The sequence below is a fragment of the Streptomyces sp. A 4/2 genome (genome assembly GCF_940670765.1).
GTDB lineage: Bacteria > Actinomycetota > Actinomycetes > Streptomycetales > Streptomycetaceae > Streptomyces.
Genome location: NZ_CALNVW010000019.1, coordinates 128,330 through 146,447, shown reverse-complemented (window position 1 = coordinate 146,447; position 18,118 = coordinate 128,330). Strand labels below are relative to the sequence as shown.

The 18,118-nt window shown below is 71.0% G+C and carries 16 protein-coding genes; 11 read left to right on the top strand and 5 right to left on the bottom strand.

The window, feature by feature from the left end; translation table 11 throughout:
• Positions 1-48: 48 nt before the first annotated feature.
• Positions 49-546 carry a hypothetical protein gene (locus NBY69_RS13275; RefSeq protein ID WP_250301034.1) on the top strand — a complete coding sequence of 166 codons (498 nt, stop codon included), beginning with the start codon at positions 49-51 and terminating at the stop codon, positions 544-546.
• A 162-nt stretch (positions 547-708) separates the two neighbouring features.
• Here NBY69_RS13275 and NBY69_RS13270 read toward each other — a convergent pair whose 3' ends face one another.
• A complete protein-coding gene (locus NBY69_RS13270; RefSeq protein ID WP_250301033.1) occupies positions 709-1,392 on the bottom strand; it encodes a pentapeptide repeat-containing protein in 684 nt (227 codons plus the stop codon).
• Positions 1,393-1,515: 123 nt separating this feature from the next.
• Between NBY69_RS13270 and NBY69_RS13265 the strand changes: the two genes are divergently transcribed.
• Together NBY69_RS13265 and NBY69_RS13260 are read left to right on the top strand one after the other, a co-directional pair.
• Positions 1,516-2,676, top strand: coding sequence for an FAD-dependent oxidoreductase (locus tag NBY69_RS13265; RefSeq protein WP_250301032.1), 1,161 nt, complete (start codon positions 1,516-1,518; stop codon positions 2,674-2,676).
• Between the two features lie 142 nt (positions 2,677-2,818).
• Positions 2,819-4,339: an MFS transporter gene (locus NBY69_RS13260; protein ID WP_250301031.1), complete on the top strand. Its 1,521-nt coding sequence runs from the start codon at positions 2,819-2,821 to the stop codon at positions 4,337-4,339.
• A gap of 59 nt (positions 4,340-4,398) precedes the next feature.
• Here NBY69_RS13260 and NBY69_RS13255 read toward each other — a convergent pair whose 3' ends face one another.
• Both NBY69_RS13255 and NBY69_RS13250 read right to left on the bottom strand, forming a co-directional pair.
• On the bottom strand, positions 4,399-4,869 hold the full coding sequence (locus tag NBY69_RS13255) for a GNAT family N-acetyltransferase (RefSeq protein ID WP_250301030.1): 471 nt from the start codon (positions 4,867-4,869) through the stop codon (positions 4,399-4,401).
• A 44-nt stretch (positions 4,870-4,913) separates the two neighbouring features.
• On the bottom strand, positions 4,914-5,816 hold the full coding sequence (locus NBY69_RS13250) for an aminoglycoside phosphotransferase family protein (protein ID WP_250301029.1): 903 nt from the start codon (positions 5,814-5,816) through the stop codon (positions 4,914-4,916).
• Between the two features lie 90 nt (positions 5,817-5,906).
• On the opposite strand from NBY69_RS13250, the gene NBY69_RS13245 reads away from it, so the two are divergent.
• From NBY69_RS13245 to NBY69_RS13225, 5 genes are all read left to right on the top strand, one after another.
• Positions 5,907-6,596, top strand: coding sequence for a rhomboid-like protein (locus NBY69_RS13245; RefSeq protein ID WP_250301028.1), 690 nt, complete (start codon positions 5,907-5,909; stop codon positions 6,594-6,596).
• 45 nt (positions 6,597-6,641) lie between these two features.
• Entirely contained in the window at positions 6,642-8,039 is a 1,398-nt protein-coding gene (locus tag NBY69_RS13240; protein WP_250301027.1) for an FAD-binding oxidoreductase, read from the top strand.
• 399 nt (positions 8,040-8,438) lie between these two features.
• Complete coding sequence (locus NBY69_RS13235; protein ID WP_308409477.1) at positions 8,439-10,253, top strand: hypothetical protein; 1,815 nt, start codon at positions 8,439-8,441, stop codon at positions 10,251-10,253.
• A 371-nt stretch (positions 10,254-10,624) separates the two neighbouring features.
• Positions 10,625-12,556 carry an alpha-L-fucosidase gene (locus NBY69_RS13230; protein ID WP_250301026.1) on the top strand — a complete coding sequence of 644 codons (1,932 nt, stop codon included), beginning with the start codon at positions 10,625-10,627 and terminating at the stop codon, positions 12,554-12,556.
• A gap of 190 nt (positions 12,557-12,746) precedes the next feature.
• Complete coding sequence (locus tag NBY69_RS13225) at positions 12,747-13,418, top strand: HAD family phosphatase (protein WP_250301025.1); 672 nt, start codon at positions 12,747-12,749, stop codon at positions 13,416-13,418.
• Between the two features lie 19 nt (positions 13,419-13,437).
• Here the strand turns inward: NBY69_RS13225 and NBY69_RS13220 are convergent, their stop codons facing one another.
• Both NBY69_RS13220 and NBY69_RS13215 read right to left on the bottom strand, forming a co-directional pair.
• Positions 13,438-14,745 carry a M20/M25/M40 family metallo-hydrolase gene (locus NBY69_RS13220; protein ID WP_250301024.1) on the bottom strand — a complete coding sequence of 436 codons (1,308 nt, stop codon included), beginning with the start codon at positions 14,743-14,745 and terminating at the stop codon, positions 13,438-13,440.
• A gap of 52 nt (positions 14,746-14,797) precedes the next feature.
• Positions 14,798-15,775: an Lrp/AsnC family transcriptional regulator gene (locus NBY69_RS13215; RefSeq protein ID WP_250301023.1), complete on the bottom strand. Its 978-nt coding sequence runs from the start codon at positions 15,773-15,775 to the stop codon at positions 14,798-14,800.
• 190 nt (positions 15,776-15,965) lie between these two features.
• Here NBY69_RS13215 and NBY69_RS13210 point away from each other — a divergent pair, with 190 nt between their 5' ends.
• The 3 genes from NBY69_RS13210 to NBY69_RS13200 all read left to right on the top strand — a co-directional run bounded on the left by NBY69_RS13210 (position 15,966) and on the right by NBY69_RS13200 (position 18,084).
• Positions 15,966-17,246, top strand: coding sequence for an MFS transporter (locus tag NBY69_RS13210; protein ID WP_250301022.1), 1,281 nt, complete (start codon positions 15,966-15,968; stop codon positions 17,244-17,246).
• Between the two features lie 62 nt (positions 17,247-17,308).
• A complete protein-coding gene (locus NBY69_RS13205; RefSeq protein ID WP_250301021.1) occupies positions 17,309-17,452 on the top strand; it encodes a hypothetical protein in 144 nt (47 codons plus the stop codon).
• Entirely contained in the window at positions 17,449-18,084 is a 636-nt protein-coding gene (locus tag NBY69_RS13200; protein WP_250301020.1) for a LysE family translocator, read from the top strand. The genes NBY69_RS13205 and NBY69_RS13200 overlap by 4 nt, the downstream gene beginning before the upstream one ends.
• Positions 18,085-18,118: the final 34 nt, after the last annotated feature.

The following is an 18,118-nucleotide window of genomic DNA, read 5'->3' as shown; positions in this document are numbered from 1 at the left end:
TGCGCTCCGCCGGACGGGACGGCCTCTCAGCCGTGACACCATCGAACCGTGCTCGACATCGGCTACTCCCTCTCCCGCCGCTTCCCGGACCCCCCGCAGACGGACTACCGGCGCGCGGACGTCCGCGCGCTGCGGCACGACCTGTTCTGCGGCGACGTCTACCTCGCCGACACCAAGGCGGACCGCGAGGTGTCCACAGCCTGGGGATGGGTGCCGGTGCTCGACTTCGCGTGGGCGCTGTGCGACATCGTCGAGCAGATCGACCAGGACCCTCGCGGTAACCGGGCGGCCCGGCCGCAACATGCCGAGCTGGACTTCACCGAGTCGACGGACCGGATGTTCTTCGAGCGGCGGTTCGGGTGGGTGGATGTCGCCGCCGACTGGATGCCGGTCGAGGAGCCGCCGCTCACGTTCGGGCACAAGGTGCTGCGTCGGGAGGCGCGGGACTTCCTGCACGATCTGATCGCGGATCTGGGCGACATGCACGAGGGCCTGGTGGACAACCCGGCGGTCTGGGGGCTCCAGGCGCGGTTCCCCCGGGTGTAGGCGTCCCCGGGTGCAGGCGTCCCCCGGGTGCAGGCGGTGCAGGCAACGCCAGGGAAGGTGCCGCCGGGAGGCGCCACCCGGCCCCGCGCGCCCCCGCCGGACAACGGCGTCCAGGAGCCGGGCGACCTGTGCTTCCACCCGGCCACGCGCGCCCCCGCCGGACTACTCGCCCGCCCCCGCCACCCGCACCCCGATCTGTGCCGCGAACGCCGGTGCCAGTTCCAGCAGCTGTGCCGGGCTGATCACCGCTCCCGCCAGCCGCTCGACCCCCCGCGCGATGTCCATCGCGGCAACCGTCCTGAGGTCCACGTCCTTCAGCCGCACCCCGCTGAAGTCCACCCCCCGCAGCGTGCACCCCACGAACTCCACCCGCTCCAGCCGCGCCGACCCGAAGTCCGGCTCCGCCAGGACACACCCCTCGAAGACCACGTCCTTGAGCCGCGCCTCGCGCAGATTCAGATAGTCGATCTTCCCGCCGCGCACCACCACCCGCTCCAGTACCGCCCCGTGCATCTGCACGCCGCCGAGCCGCGCGTCCAGCACCTCCACATCGCGCAGGGACGCACCCGCGAGGTCCGTGCCCACGCCTCTCGCCCCGGAAAGTACGGAGTCGATGAAGCGGGCCCGTACCAGCTCCGTCCCTTCGAGTACGCACTCCCTGAGGGCGCAGTCCATGAAGCGCGCTCCCGCGCCCGACTGGCCGGTGAAGTCCTCACCGGTGAACTCCAGTCCGTCGTAGTCGCCGTCGGGCTCCAGCCCGCGGCCCGAGTACGGGCTGAGCGGCGGAAGCCGCACCTCCGGCCGCCGCACCTGTGGGGTTCTCTTCGCGCCGTTCCGTGCTGCCATGCCTTCCATGGTGAACCACGCCACTGACATCGCCCCCATCCGGATGTCACATCTGCCCCCGCGCCATCCGTCCCGGTGAACACGGAGCATTCAGGCAGCAGCTGAAGCACAAGGAGCGACCCCATGCGACGCATCACTGTCATCGGCGGCGGATTCGCCGGACTCACCGCCGCCATCACCGCAGCCGAGTCGGGCGCCGAGGTGACCCTGTGGGAGGCACACCGGACCCTGGGCGGCCGTGCCCGTACGGCCGAAGGCCCGTACCGCACCAACGAGGGGCCGCACGCCCTGTACAGCGACGGCCCGAACTGGACCTGGCTCAAGCAGCGGCAGCTGCTCGACCCGGTCGTCGCCGCTCCGCCCCTGGCGCTGGCCCGGCTGCGGATGCACCTCGGCGGGACGCTGCGCAGGACGCCCCCGTTCGCCCTGCTCAGGCTGGCCCGCCGCGCGCCCGAACAGGCCCCCGTGGACCAGGACTTCCTCACCTGGGCCACCGGTGAGGTCGGCGCGGACGGCGCCCGCGCCGCCGCGCACTTCATCGGCGTGGCCCTCTACCACCACGACCCCGGCTCGCTGTCCGCCGCGTTCGTCCAGCCCCGGCTGCGCCGCGTCGCCAAGGTGCCGCCCGAGGCGCGCTTCGTACGGGGCGGCTGGGGCACCCTCATCGACCGGATGGCGGGCCGCGCCCGGGAGTTGGGCGTACGGATCGAGACCGACGCCCGGGTGACCGAACTCCCCACCGGGGAGGGGCCGGTGATCGTCGCCACCTCCCTCGACGCGGCCCGGCGGCTGCTGCGCGACGAGAGCCTCCACTGGACCGGTGGCCGTACGGCCCTGGTCGACATGGCGCTCAGGACCCGGCGCGGCGACCCCTGGGTGATCTCCGACCTCGACGCCCCCGGCTGGATCGAACGGTTCACCGCGCAGGACCCCACCCTCGCCCCGGCGGGCGAGCAGCTCCTCCAGGCGCAGCTGCCCCTCGCCCCCGAGGAGTCCAAGGAGGCCGGTGTGGCGCACGCCGAGCGCCTCCTCGACGTGGGCTTCCCCGGCTGGCGGGAGCGCGTCACCTGGCGGCGGTCGTCCGTCTCGGCGGGGCGTACGGGGGCGGTCGACCTCCCCTGTACCACCTGGCGCGACCGGCCCGCCGTCCGCAGGGGCGACGGGGTCTTCCTCGCGGGCGACCAGGTGGCCGCGCCCGGCCTGCTGGCCGAGGTCTCCTTCAACAGTGCGATCGAGGCCGCAGGCCTGGCTCTGGCGTCGAGCAGGCTGGAGAGCACGTCCTGATCACGCCTTGGTGAGGACGAGGGGCGCAACAGGGCCGGACGGAGGAGGGCGCGGGCAGGGCCGGACGACGGGGCGCAGGCGGGGCCGGACCAGAGGGTGCACAAAAGGGGCGATCGGCAACATCCTGTGATCCTCTGGACAGATGAGTCACGCGGCGATATCCACCCCGGAGCCCGACGGGCCCCCGGGCACACCCGACCAGCCCGATCCGCACCGCTGGTGGGCCCTGGCCGTCATCGCCCTGGCCCAGCTGATGGTGGTGCTCGACGCCACCATCGTGAACATCGCCCTCCCCTCGGCCCAGCACGACCTGCACCTCACGAACGGCAACCGCCAGTGGGTCGTCACCGCGTACACCCTCGCCTTCGGCGGGCTGCTGCTGCTCGGTGGCCGCGTCGCCGACCTCGTCGGCCGTAAACGCACCTTCATCTTCGGCCTGGTCGGATTCGCGGTCGCCTCCGCGCTCGGCGGCGCTTCGGTCAACGGTGCGATGCTCTTCGGCGCCCGCGCGCTCCAGGGCGCGTTCGCCGCCGTCCTCGCGCCGTCCGCGCTCTCCCTGCTGACCACGACCTTCTCCGGGGGCAGGGATCGGGCCAAGGCCTTCGGCATCTACGGCGCCATCGCGGGCGCCGGCGCGGCGATCGGCCTGCTCCTCGGCGGCATCCTCACCGAGTACCTCGACTGGCGGTGGTGCCTGTACGTCAACGTGCTCATCGCGGTCCTCGCCGTCACCGGCGCCGTCACCCAGCTCAGCGACCGCCAGGGCCAGCAGGAGAGCCACCTCGACATCCTCGGCGCGCTCCTCGGCTGCGGCGGCCTGGTCGCCATCGTCTACGGGGTGAGTCAGGCCGAGACGGACGGCTGGTCCGCACCGCTCGTCATCACCCTGCTCATCGTGGGCGTCGTCCTGCTCGTCACCTTCGGCTGGTGGCAGAAGCACGCCGCGCACCCCATGCTGCCGCTGCACATCATCGAGGACCGCAACCGCAGCGGCTCGATCATCACGATGGCCCTGGCCACGCTGGCCATGTTCGGGATGTTCCTGTTCCTGACGTACTACATGCAGACCGTCCTCGACTACTCCCCGATGAAGACGGGCTTCGCCTACCTCCCGATGTCCGCGATGCTCATCATCGCCTCCACCCAGATCGCCGCGCGGCTGCTCCACTTCATACCGCCGCGCCTGCTCATGGCCCCCGGCATGCTGATCGGCGCGGGCGGGCTCTACGCCCTGACCTTCATCGGGACGCGCTCGGACTACCCGACGCACATCCTCCCCGGCACCCTGCTGCTCGGCTTCGGCATAGGCCTCGTCTTCATGCCGGTGATGGCGACGGCCACCGCGGGCGTCGCCCCGCAGGACTCGGGCGTCACCTCGGCGACCGTCAACACCGCCCAGCAGGTGGGAGGTTCGATCGGTACCTCACTGCTCAACACGATCGCGACCACCACCACCGCCACCTATCTCGCGAGCCACCTGGCGTCCGCCCACAGCAAGCAGCAACAGGCGCAGATCACGAACACCGGTGTGGTGCACGGCTTCACCGTGGCCACCGGCTGGGCCGCGATCTTCATGGTGGCGGGGGCGGTGGTCGCGTTCACCATGGTGACGGGACGGGCACCGAAGACCCGGGAGGCCGAGGCGGAGGCCGCATCCGGCTGACCCGCACCAGGGCCCTCAAGACCCCGCCAGGCCACCCACGCGGCCCCCTCCGGGGCGTGCTACGACCCCAGCGCGGCCAGCGCCCCGTCCGTCAGCCGGTACACCGTCCACTCGTCCTGCGGCCGGGCGCCCAGCGCCTCGTAGAACGTGATGGACGGCTCGTTCCAGTTCAGTACGGACCACTCCAGACGCTCGTACCCGCGCTCCACGCAGGTCCGGGCCAGCTCCGTCAGCAGGGCCTTGCCGTAGCCTCCGCCGCGCAGCTCCGGGCGTACGTACAGGTCCTCCAGGTAGATGCCATGCACCCCGCGCCAGGTGGAGAAGTTGAGGAACCACAGGGCGAACCCGGCGACCTGCCCGTCCGGTGTCTCCGCGATGAACGCGAACGCGGCCGGGCGCTCCCCGAACAGCGCCTCGTGCAACTGCGCCTCGGTGGCACGGACCTCGTGCAGGGCCTTCTCGTACTCCGCGAGGTCCTGGACCATCGCGTGGATGACGGGGACATCGGCGGGTGTGGCGTTGCGAATCATGCAGGCAGCCTAAGACCGTCCGGAGGGCGGGGAGTCAGGGCCGGTCAGCGCAGCAGGAGACGGGCGATCTCCGCCAGCTCCGGCCGCAGCCGCGACGCACCCTCGCGCGCATCCCACAGGCCGTTCTGGAGGACCCGCCCCAGCGTCCAGGCCCGTGCGCGCTCCCGCTCACCGGACAGGCCCAGCACCTCGGTCATCAGGTCGAAGCGGCGCAGCAACTGCCCTTCCCCGAACCGGTTCCACAGCGCGGGCAGCAGTTCGAAGCCCGGGTCGCCCGCAAGAGGTTTCGGGTCGATGGCCAGCCAGGGTTCACGTCCGGCCGCCAGGACGTTGTCGAAGTGCAGGTCCCAGTGCAGCAGCCGGTCCCCGGGCTCCCCGGCGACCTCACGCACGGCAGCCGCGCAACTCACCAGCAGCCGCCGGTCCGCCGCGTCGGCCAGGGACGCCACCGCCTCCGGTACGCCGTCGAGCATCCGGGCCGCGATGTCACTCAGCCGCCGCACCCCCTCGGGCGCGGGCACCGACGTCAGCCTCGCGAGCAGCCCCGCGATCACCTCGGTCGCCGCCAGCACGTCCGGTACGCGGGACAGCGGCCGGGTCTCGTCGAGCCGTTCCAGCAGCAGCGTGCCGGTCGCCGGGTCGTGGTCGAGCAGCCGTACCGCGCCCGCCCCGCCCCACGCCCGCAGCGCGACCGGCTCCCCGGCGGTCTCCTCGTCCACGTCCTGGAGCTTCAGCGCGGCCCGCGCCCCGTCGGCCGTGCGCACCACCGGCAGCACGACCGCGACCTGTCCGCGCATCGGCGGCCCCTCCTGGCGCAGCCCCCACCGCTCCAGGAACTCCGCCGCACGCGCCCCGGGCGGCACCGGCTCCACCGGCCCGCCCGACACCAGCCCGCCCGACACCAGCCCACAGTCCACCGGCCCGCGCTCGCCCACCGGCCCGCTCATGACGTCCCCTCCCGCTCGCTGCCCTTCCCCCGCGCGTCCCCCGGCGCGGTGACCTCCACCCTACGGAGGGCAGACCCGCACAATCAGCCCATGAAGCGCGCCCTCCACGCCGTCCTCGCGTACATCCGCAGCGCCCCGGGCACCTACCTCTGGCTCCTGGTCCTCTTCTTCACCACCATCGCCCTGCACCAGATGTCACCCCGGTTCGAGAGACACTTCCTCTACAGGCGCTCCACCAACATCCATGAGCTGTCCACCCATCCGGTCCGGGTGCTGTTCCAGAGCGCGATGTACATCGACGGCGGCAGCTGGCTCCCGTACGCCGTGCTCTACACCGTCTTCCACGCCCAGGCCGAACGCTGGCTCGGCACCGTGCGGTGGCTGGCCGTGGTCGTCCTGGCGCACGTCCTCGCCTCGTTCATCAGCGAGGGCGCCCTGCTGTGGGGCATCCATCACGACCGAGCACCCGAATCGGCCGTCCACACCCTCGATGTGGGGGTGAGTTACGCGCTGGCCGGGGTCGTCGCCGTACTGACGTACCGGATCGCGCCGCCCTGGCGGTACCTCTACCTGGCCGGGGTTCTCGTCGTCTACGGCACCCCGCTGATCACCGGCCGCACCTTCACCGACCTGGGTCACTTCGTCGCCGTGCTCATCGGCCTGGCCTGCTACCCGCTCACCCGGGGCCGGGGCGGGGCGCCGTGGAACCCGATGAGTCTGCTCACCCGGGTCCGGCGCTACGCTCCCGGCAACCGCCGACGGGACACCGGACGGCCCTGAACGAACAGACCGGTCCAGCAGGCCGGTTCAGAAGGCAGAGAGACCATGAGCACTGTCAACGGCGGCATATCGTTCTGGTACGCGGACCAGGGCACCCCCCTCGCACGGGAGCCGCTGCCCGGCGACACCAGCGCGGACGTGGTGATCGTCGGCGGCGGGTACACCGGGCTCTGGACGGCGTACTACCTCAAGAAGGCCGTCCCGTTCCTCGACATCACCGTCCTGGAAGCCCGGTTCTGCGGCTACGGCGCGTCCGGCCGCAACGGCGGCTGGCTCTACAACGGCATCGCGGGCCGCGACCGTTACGCGAAACTGCACGGCCACGAAGCCGCCGTCCGCCTCCAGCAGGCCATGAACGAGACCGTCACCGAAGTCGTCAGGACAGCGGCGGACGAGTCCATCGACGCCGACATCCACCAGGGCGGCGTCCTCGAAGTCGCGCACACCCCGGCCCAGTTGCAGCGCCTCAAGGACTTCCACTCGGTGGAGATCGCGTTCGGCGAGACCGATCGCGTGCTGCGCGGCGCCCGGGAGACCGCCGAACGCATCCGGGTGACCGGCGCCGTCGGCTCCACCTGGTCCCCGCACGGCGCGCGGCTGCACCCGGCGAAGCTGGTCAAGGGGCTGGCCGAGACCGTGGAGGCGCTCGGCGTCACCATCCACGAGTCGACACCGGTCACCGAGATCAGGCCCAAGCACGCGGTCACCCCGTACGGAACGGTCCGCGCCCCCTACGTGCTGCGCTGCACCGAGGGATTCACGGCCGCGCTCAAGGGCGACCGGCGCACCTGGCTGCCGATGAACTCCTCCATGATCGCCACCGAACCGCTGCCGCAGTCCGTCTGGGACACCATCGGCTGGGACGGCGGCGAGACGCTCGGCGACATGGCGCACGCGTACATGTACGCGCAGCGCACCGCCGACGGCCGGATCGCGCTCGGCGGACGCGGCGTCCCGTACCGGTTCGGCTCCCGCGCGGCCACCGCCGACAACGCGGGACACACCGAGCCCGCCACCATCGAGGCGCTCCGCGAGATCCTGGTCCGCTTCTTCCCCACCACGGCGGGCGTACGGATCGACCACGCCTGGTCCGGGGTGCTGGGCGTGCCGCGCGACTGGTGCGCGACCGTCGCGCTGGACCGCTCGACGGGCCTCGGCTGGGCGGGCGGCTACGTCGGTTCGGGCGTCGCCACCGCCAACCTCGCCGCCCGCACCCTGCGCGACCTCATCCAGCAGGACTCCGGCCAGGCGGGACCGACCGATCTCACCACGCTGCCCTGGGTGAACCACAAGGTCCGCAAGTGGGAGCCGGAGCCGCTGCGCTGGCTGGGCGTGCACGGGATGTACCGGGCGTACCGGGCGGCGGACCGGCGTGAACTCACCGCGCGCGGCAAGGACACCCACCGCATCGCCGCGCTCGCGGACCGGATCTCGGGACGCTGAGGGGTACGTACGTCGAGGGGGCGCCGGGGCCACCGGGGGCCGCTGGTTGCCCCGGTGATCCCGGTGATCCCGGTGATCCCGGTGATCCCGGTGACCGCTGGGGCTTCCGGCGGTCCAAGTCCCGTGCCACGGGCCGTAATCGGGAGTTCGTCGGTACCCGGCCCGTGGTAGACACACAGCACGGGAACCAACCACCACGAGAGACCGTACGGGGAAGGGCGCCGTTGGCGTCCGACGGCCGGGGGAGTCGCCATGTCTGAGGACCAGCAGGACCAGCAGGACGCAGGGGGAAGAGCCGCCGGAGACGGCAGAGACACCGGAGACACCGGAGACGGCAGAGGGAACGCAGGGAACGCAGCGGAAACAAGGGAGACAGGGGCCGCAGCAGGCACACAGGGCGTGCACGGCACACCGGACGCGCCTGGCGTGCAGGGCGGGTTCGGGCCGCCGGTCGGCTTCGGTGCACCGGCGGCCCCCGGGCCCTTCGGCGCACCGGGCGCCCCGGGCGGATCCGGCGACTCCGGTGGATACAGCGGCTCCGGTGAGTACGGCAGCACCGGTGGATACGGCAGCACCGGCGCCCCCGGCGGATTCGGCGCACCGAGCGGCCCGGACACCCCCGGCGGGTCCGGCGGATTCGGCGCACCGCCGCCGATGCCGTCCTTCCCGCCCGCCGCTCCCCCGCCTCCCCCTGTCCCGCTCGGCCCCGCCGACCCGCTGCGGGCGATAGCCGTGGCCCTGCTCAACCTCACCGGTCTCGGGCTCGGTTACCTCCTCGTGCGCCGCTGGATCCCGCTCGCCGGGTGTCTGCTCGCGACCGTCGCTCTGCTGGTGATCGCCCTGCCCGCCGACCCGGACGGCGTCCCGGGCGGTGTCCTCGTCGGCTACCTCGTCCTCCTGGTGGCGGCAGCCGCCCACGGCGCGTACCGCGGTCTGCGCACCCCGCTGTCCTGGCCGCCGCAGAGCCCGGTGGCGATCGTGCTCGGTCTGGTCCTGCTCGCCGCACCCGTCGGCGGGGCCGTCCTGTACGACGGGGCGCGGGACGAGGCCACCCAGAAGATGCTGCTGGACCGGCTGGACAAGGCGGACCAGCTGGTCACCGCGGCCAAGGGCGAGCCGTTCGCCACCTCGGAGTCCGACTACCGCAAGGCGCTGTCCACGTACCACGACCTGGACGCCGCCCACCCGGGCTCCCGGGCGGCCAAGCGCGTCCCGGCCAGCCTCAGGACGTACTACGAGGCGGTCGGCACCCCGTTCGGCGAGAAAGAGTACTGCGACGCCATAGCCCCGCTGAAGTACCTCCGTACGGTGCCCGACACCTTCGGCAAGCAGCGGCTGGGCTCGCTGGCGGGCTGGCCGGACGACCGGCTCGCCACCTCGCTCTACGCGTGCGGGATCACCGGCCTCGGCACCGGCAAGGACGTGGTGTCCCCGACCGGGAACCTCGGCGAACTGCTCACCACGTTCCCCGCGTCGAAGCAGGCCGCCCAGGTGGAACCGGCCGTCAGCGCCGAGATCGACAAGGCCGGGAAGGCCCTCGGGGGCGACAAGCCGTGCGCGGCCAACGAGCGGCTGAAGATCCTCAAGGGCCAGGCCGTGGGCCTGCCCGGCAAGGAGGCGGGGGTGGACGCCTCGCTGACCGACGCCCTGAGCAAGGACGCCGCCACCGCCGAGAAGAAGGTGCAGTCCGGGACGTACGCCTGCGGGGTGGACCAGTACAAGAGCGGTGACTTCGACGGGTCGCTCACCACACTGAACGGCTTCACCAGCGCCTACCCGCACGACAAGAACCGGGCCCACGCGCAGAAGATCGCCATCGCCGCCGAGATCGCCAAGACCAACGCCGCGGCCGGCAAGCACCTGCCCTCGATGTCGACCGGCGGCAGCCTCTCCGTCACCGTCAGCAACGACAGCCCCGACGAGGTCGAGATCCTCTACACCGGGCCGGTCACCGGCAGCTTCAAGCTCAAGGCGTGCAAGGGCTGTTCGAGGTACTCCAGCGACTCGCTGGCCCAGCTCTCCGCGTGCAAGGCGAACAAGAGTTACCCGAAGAAGACGATCTACCTCCCGCCGGGCACCACGTACTTCCTGCACAAGTCCCTGGACAACTCGACCACCAGCTCCGGCGGCAGCACGGCCAAGATCCGGCCGGGCTACTCGTACACGGAGTGCGCGTACGTGGTCAGCGGCATCGGTTCGGGCTACACGTCCTGACCGACCGCCGCGCGCAACGGGCCCCGTACGGAACCTTCCGTACGGGGCCCTCGGCGTACGCGGTGCTCGCGGTGCGGGGCTGTCGGCCGTACGCGTGCCCGCGGTGCGGGGCTCCCGCCGTACGGAACTTCCGCCGTCCAGAACTCCCGCCGTACGGAACTTCCGCCGTACAGAACCTCCGCCGTACGGAACTTCCGATACGAACCCTTGTCAGGGCCACTGGACGCCCATCAGACTGCTGCCGGGCAGACATTGGATGTCTAGACCATTTTCCAGGCCTTCGTCAGGTCCTGCCAGGTCCTGACAGATCCCTTGTCAGCCCTTGTCGGACCATTCGTTGCACTCTGCGTCCACGGACCGAAGGAGCATTCATGGGAACGCCTGTCGGGCGACGAACCGTACTGGCCCTGGGAGTAGGCGCGGCTTCGCTGCCGCTCCTCGCCGCCGCACCCGCAGTCGCCGCACCCGCGACCGCCTCCTCGGCGAAGGGCAGCCCCAGCGGCCTCCCGCTCGGCAAAGATCGGATTACTTCCGCATCGCAGATCGCGATCAACGCGTCCGACACCCCGGACATCATCGTCCGCAAGGCCGCCCACGTCGTGCCACGCCCCTCTCAAGTCGCCTGGCAGCAGCGGGAGGTGACCGCCTTCACGCACTTCGGCATGAACACCTTCACCGACCGCGAGTGGGGCTCCGGCGCCGAGGACGAGGCGACCTTCGACCCTTCCGGCATGGACGCCGACCAGTGGATGCGCGCCTACAAGGCGGCGGGCGCCCGGCAGGTGATGTTCACGGCCAAGCACCACGACGGCTTCGTCCTCTTCCCGACCCGCTACACCAACCACTCGGTGATCGCCAGCCCCTGGTGGATCCGTACCGACGGCTGCTCCGACGCCGAACGCGACGCCACCACCAAGGCCCGCGCCGAGGCCGAGGCCCACCGCACCGACGACCCGGCCGCGTACTGGCGGGCCCGGAACGCCGGGTGCAACAACCCGCAGGGAGACGTCCTCGGCACCTACCTCAAGGCCGCCCGCCGGGCCGGTCTCAAGGTGGGCGTGTACCTCTCCCCCGCCGACGGCTCCGAGCAGCCGCACGCCTGGCACGCGCAGTACGTCGAGAAGATCCGCGCGAAGCAGGCCTCGGGGCAGTGGCTCAGCATCGAGGAACAGGCCACCGTGGACGACGGCGACCGCGCCCCCGGCGGCCAGGGCCGCTACGGCAGCGGGAGCAGCATCGTCAGCCGCACGATCCCCACCCTGGTCCCCGACGACGACCGGGCCGCCGCGCTGGCCGCACACCGGATCCCGTCCTTCACGGTGCAGGCCGACGACTACAACGCGTACTACCTGAACCAGATCTACGAACTGTTCACCCAGTACGGCCCCATCGACGAACTGTGGCTCGATGGCGCCAACCCCTGGACCGACGCGGGGATCACCGAGAAGTACGACTTCACCGCCTGGTTCCGGCTCATCCACGCGCTCTCCCCGGACACCGTCACCTTCGCGGGCCCGCAGGGGACCCGCTGGGTCGGCAACGAGAGCGGGGTGGCCCGCACCACGGAGTGGAGCGTCACCCCCGCCACCGCCGACCCCCACACCGCACACGGCGAAGGACTGATCCCGGGCGGCCCCGAGGCCGCCGACATCGGCTCCCGCGAGAAGATCACCGCGCCCGGGATCGAGTACCTCCAGTGGTTCCCCGCCGAGGCGGACGTCTCGCTGCGCCCCGGCTGGTTCTTCCACGCGGACCAGAAGCCCAAGACACCCCAGCAACTGGTCACCCTCTACGAGCAGTCGGTGGGCCGCAACGCCGTACTCCTGCTGAACGTTCCGCCGGCCCAGGACGGCCGCATCGCCGCGGCGGACGTCGACTCCCTCACCAGGTTCGGCGACGCCATCACCGCGACGTACGGCCCCGACCTGCTCGCCGCCGGACGAGGCCGCCGCGACCCCGTGCTGCGCACCCTCACCGACGGGCGCCTCACCACCGCCTGGTCGCCGTCCCACGCGGCCACCACCGGCGCCGTCACCCTGAAGCTGCCCGCGGCCGGCGCCTTCGACCGCATCCGGCTCGGTGAGGACATCACCCGGGGCCAGCAGGTGGAACAGTTCGCGGTCGACATCTGGACCGGCACCGCCTGGCAGCAGACCGCGACCGGCACCACCATCGGCTACGCCCGCATCCTGACGCTGCCCGCGCCGGTGAGCACCGACCGCATCCGGATCAGGATCCTCCAGGCCCGGACCACTCCGCGCCTGGCGTCGGCGGCGCTCCACCTGTCCGTACCGCCGAAGTAGCCCGCAGCGGATCCGCGGCCCCGGGCGCCTGTCTCAGCCGACCGGCACCCGGGCCGCGGTATCCGTCGACGGCCTTCCGTGGCAAGGGAGTTGACCGGCCCGCAGGAGCCGCCCGCCCCATGCCCGCCCTACGCCCGCCCCACGGGAATCGACCGGCACGGCCGCCCCACCGCCCCCTATGCTGCCGATCATGACTCCGAACAGGACTCCGAACCCCATTGAACTCGTGATCTTCGACTGTGACGGCACGCTGGTGGACAGCGAGCGCATATGCGTCAAGGTGGACGCGCACATCACGGCGGACCTGGGGTGCCCCTTCACCGAGGCCGAAATCATCGAGCGCTTCGTGGGCTCGTCCGACGAGGTCTACACCGCCGCCGTGGAGGAACGGCTCGGCCGGCGGCTGGAGAAGGGCTGGCAGAAGAAGTACAGCCACCTGTACCGGGCCGCCTTCGACGCCGAACTGACCGCTGTCGACGGCGTCGCGGAGGTGCTGCGCGGGCTCACCACACCTGCCTGCGTGGCGTCGAACGGCGACCACCCCGGTATCCGCCGCAACCTGGAGATCACCGAGCTGTCCGCCCACTTCGAGGACCGCGTCTTCAGCGCCTCCGACGTCCCCCGGGGCAAGCCCGCCCCCGACCTCTTCCTGCACGCGGCCCGCACCCTGGGCGTGGAACCCGGGCGGTGCGTGGTGATCGAGGACAGCGCGTACGGAGTCCAGGCCGCCCGCGCCGCCGGGATGCGGGCCTTCGGCTACTGCGGCGGCCTCACCGCGGCCTCCCGCCTGGAAGGACCGGCCACCGTCGTCTTCGACGACATGCGCGAACTGCCCGCGCTGCTGGCGGCGGCGGCGCGCTGAGCCCCCACCGGACCACGGGTCAGAAGGCGGAGAGGAACCGGTCGAGCACCCGGCTGCCGAAGACCAGGGAATCGACGGAAACGCGTTCGTCGACGCCATGGAACATCGCGGCGAAGTCGGTGCCGGGCGGAAGCCGGAGTGGGACGAAGCCGTAGCAGGTGAGGCCGAGGCGGGAGAAGTGGCGTGCGTCGGTGGCCGAGGACATGCAGAAGGGGACGACCTGGGCCGTGGGATCTTCGGCGAGCAGCGCATCCGTCACCACGGCCGTCAGCGCGGTGTCCATGGCGTTCTCGTGCCCGGAGCCCCGGGGAACGGTGTTCCAGATGATCTCGGGCGGGATGAGGCGCCGCAGTTCGGCCAGGAATTCGTCCTCGAAGCCGGGCACGGCACGACAGTCGATCTGTGCACGGGCGCGGGACGGAACAACGTTGGGGGCGGAGCCCGCCTGAATGACCACCGGAGTCGCCGTGTGCCGGAGGGTGGCACCGACAATGCGGCCCACCATGCCCAGGGCGGCCAGGGCCTTCTCGGGGTGCTGGGCCGCTTCCTCGATACCGAACGCCTCCCCGATGCGCTCCAGGAAGGTCCTCGTGGTGTCGATCAGGCGCAGCGGAAAGGGATGGTCCGCGATGGCGGCAACGGTCCTGCTCAGGACCTGCACGGCATTGCGGTCGTTGAGCATCGAGCCGTGGCCGGCCAGTCCCTGCGCGGTCAGCTCCAGTGTGAACGCGCCCTTCTGGGCGGTCTCCAGCAGGTAGAGCGAACCCTGGGGAGACGGCACGCTGAATCCGCCCACCTCGCCGATGGCTGTCTCGCAGTCGGCGAAGAGATCCGGATGGTGCTCGACGAGCCACTGGGCACCGTGTGTGCCGCCGTCCTCCTCGTCCGCGACGAAGGCGAGAACGACATCGCGGCGAGGTTTGCGCCCGGAGGCGGCCAGGGTGGTCACCACATCCAGTGTCATGGCCACCATGTCCTTCATGTCGACGGCCCCACGGCCCCAGACATGGCCGCCGATGACTTCGCCGGAGAAGGGATGGACGGTCCACGGAGCGGGGTCCGCAGGCACCACGTCGAGATGGCAGTGGAGAAGAAGTGGTGGCAGGTCCGGCTCACGGCCGGCCATGCGGGCCACCACATTGGTCCTTCCGGGCGCCCCTTCCAGGAGAAGGGGCGTGAGACCCGCTCCGGCGAGATGAGCGGCCACGTACTCCGCCGCGGACCTCTCGGACCGGCGGCCCACGGTGGTGTCCAGCCGTATGAGATCGGAACAGTACTGGACTACCGGCGATTCTTCTGCGGTCATCGTCTCGGTGCCGGACGGCATGGGGCGGCTCCATTTCTGTGCGGTGATTGCGGAAGAGTCCGAACAGCAGGTCCTAGGGCCTGCCTGCGGGTACAGGCCGGCGCACGGTGAATCCACCCCGTTTGAAGGTCTCCAGCACGATCGTCACGTCGGTCTCCGTCACCTCTTCCAGGGCGCCGACGACCTCGGTGAGGAACGTCTGCAGGGCGTGGTGGTCCTCCACTGCCACATGAGCGCAGATCTGGTAGTCCCCGCTGACCGTGGCCAGCGTCATGACTTCGGGCCGTCGCGACAGGGCGATACCGACCTTGTCCAGCTGACGGAAGGAGACCTGGAGCCAGAGCAGGGCTTCCGTACCGAGACCGAACAGGGAGGGGTCGACATCCGCCCGTATCCGCGAAACGCCGGATTCCAGCAGCGCGGAGAGCTTGCGTGAGGCGGTGGCCTGGCTGACCCCGAGTTCGGCGGCGAGCCTGGTCGTCGAGATCCTGCCGTCCTGCGCGAGCAGGGTGGTGATCTCCAGTTCGTCGTTCTGGAGCGGTGTGTCGATCCGGCGGCTGCCGAAGGGCGGGAGCGCGGGGCATCGGAGCGCCGCCGCCTCCCCGGCCGTCAGGGCGCCACCGTTCCACGCGTGCGCCACCGTGTAGTACCTCAGCACGGGGTACGAGGAGGAGCTGCGCACTTGAGGCGGCATCCCCTTGTACAGCAGCTCCCGCAGCGACTCCTGACTGATCGGGATGACTTCGATGAAGTAGTCCGACGAGCCCAGCAGGGCTATCACGGTCCTGGTCTCATCGATCGCCGACAGGGCACGGATGCTCTCCAGGGCGGCACCCGTCTCACCGCGGAGCCGCAGGAGTACAGGTGCCGGGCGCCCGATCAGCTGGGTGTCCAGGACGCCGACGACCCGGATCGTCCCGCGTTCCAGGAGCCGCTGCCCCCGCCGCGCGACCGTGCGGTCGGAGAGGCCCAGCACCTGGCTGATCTGGTCCCAGGATGCTCTTCCGTGCGTCTGGAGAGCGGACGCGATCCGTCTGTCAGTCAGACTCAAGTCATCAGATTTATTCATGGATGAACCCAGTGTGGCGCAATCATGCAGAGGACACTATCCCCTTGACGGATTGATTCTCCCGGTGTCAGGGTGACTGCTCGTTCGCACAGAGCGAGGGGGAGCCGTGCCGACAGGTACCGAACACCGGGCGACAGCTGCGGCAGGCCGACGTAATCTTGCTGCCGCCACCGTGGGAAACGCCCTGGAGTGGTACGACTGGAACGTCTACGCCTTGATGGCGCCGTTCTTCGCGGCCCGGTTCTTCGTCGCCGGGAGTCAGACCTCGGCCCTGCTGTCCTCGCTGGCGGTCTTCGCCGTCGGATTCGTGGCCAGGCCGGTCGGCGGCTTGGTCTTCGGTGTGATCAGCGACCGGCTCGGGCGGAGAACCGCGATGCTGTGGTCGATCGGGCTGATGGCGGCCGGCAGTCTCCTGATCGGACTGACCCCCGCGCACGGGACGATCGGGATCTTCGCCCCGCTGGTGCTCGTCCTCTCCCGGCTGGCCCAAGGGCTGTCCGCAGGAGGCGAGTTCGGGGCGTCGGCGGCCTATCTGGTCGAGGCGGCGCCGCCCCACCGCAAGGGCCTGTACTCCAGCTTCCTGTACATCGGGAATGTCACCGGGACGCTGCTCGCGGCGGGACTCGGCGCTCTGCTGTCCAACACCCTGAGTACGTCCTCCCTGTCCGCCTGGGGCTGGCGCGTTCCCTTCCTCATCGGCGGGGTGGCAGCACTGGTCATCGCCTTCCTGCGGAGACAGATGGACGAGACGCTGCCCCCGGCCGATGCCGCGGCCCCCCGGTCCTCGCTGCGCACCGCCCTGGTCCAGTTCCGCCGGAACAGGGCCGCGGTGTTCACGGTCTGCGGAATCACCGCCAGCGCCACGGTCGTGTACTACACCTGGATCGTCGCTCTGCCGGCCACCGCCGCGGACGGCGGACACCTCGACAAGGGCGACGCCCTGCTGGCCTCCACCCTTGCTCAGGTCGCGCTGCTGGCCGCCCTGCCCTTCGTCGGCGGTCTGGCCGACCGGGTCGGCGTGCGCCGGCTGCTCCTCGGCTTCTCCGGCAGCTTCGCGGTGCTGTGCGTGCCGTTGTACTCACTGGCCCGTGCCTCCGCCGGATGGCTGTTCGTCAGCGAACTGGTGGGGCTGCTGCTGTTCAGCGGCTACGGAGCGACTGCCGCAGCCGTGATGTCCAGCCTGTTTCCCACCAGGGCGCGAGGCACCGGGATCGGCCTCCCCTACGCGGCGACCGTTGCCGTCTTCGGCGGGACGGCTCCCTTCGTCAGCGTGTGGCTGGCCGATTCCGGTTCCAGCAACACCTTTGCCGTCTATGTGTCTGCCCTCTGCGTGCTGACCTTCGTTGTCGTACTGCTGAGAATCGGCCGATCCGGCAACAGCGCCGCCGAGGAGGCTCCGACTGCCGGGCAGCCAACCGGCGCCGCCGCCTCCAAGAGCCTCGGTGCCCGCTGATGCGCGTATCGCCCAGCGCCCCGGGAACACCCACCCACTCACCTCAATCACAGTGGAGAGACATGCGCCAGCCCCTCACCGGGAGGACGGTCGGCATCGCCGCCCTGCCGTCCCGGACCGACCTCGCGGACATCACCGCCATCGTCGACAGCGAGATCACGCACCTGACGGCGGAGCCGGCGTCCGCAGATCAGCCGGCGCGATGACCGGCGCGGGGGCAGTGGGGTCCTACGCGGTGGTCGCCCTGCTGGGCGCGATGTCGCCAGGACCGGACTTCGCTCTGGTGAGCCGCTTCGCAGCACTGCGAGGGCGCCGTGTGGGGCTCGGGGCATCCGCGGGTGTCGCCGCGGGCATGGCCGTCAACACACTGGCAGCGGTGTTCGGGGTCGGCGCGGTCGTGGCCGCGTCCCCCACTCTCTTCAAGGCCGTGGCCATCGTGGGGGCGGTCTACCTGTTCTACCTGGGTGTCCGCTCCCTGCTGGCCGCGCGGGAGAGCGGCGTCGGTTCCCCGACCGCGGCGGAGCCTGCGGTCTCCGCGACGGAATCCTCCGCCATGGCGTTCCGCCAGGGGCTGATCACCAATGTCCTCAACCCGAAATCCGTCGTCTTCCTGGTCGCGCTGCTGCCGCAGTTCCTGACGGACCGGTCGACCTGGCTGGACAAGACCGTCCTGGGTGTCATCACGGTCCTGGCCGTCCTCCTGTGGTTCAGCGTCGTGGCCCTGGCCGTCGGGGCCCTCCAGGCGGTCTTCCGCAAGCCCGCCGCCCGCCGGGTCCTGAACATCGCCACGGGCCTGGTGCTGATCTCGCTGGGAGTGATCCTCTTCCTCGTGGAATGACCTCGGACGAGGTGCGGGCGCGATACGGACCAGC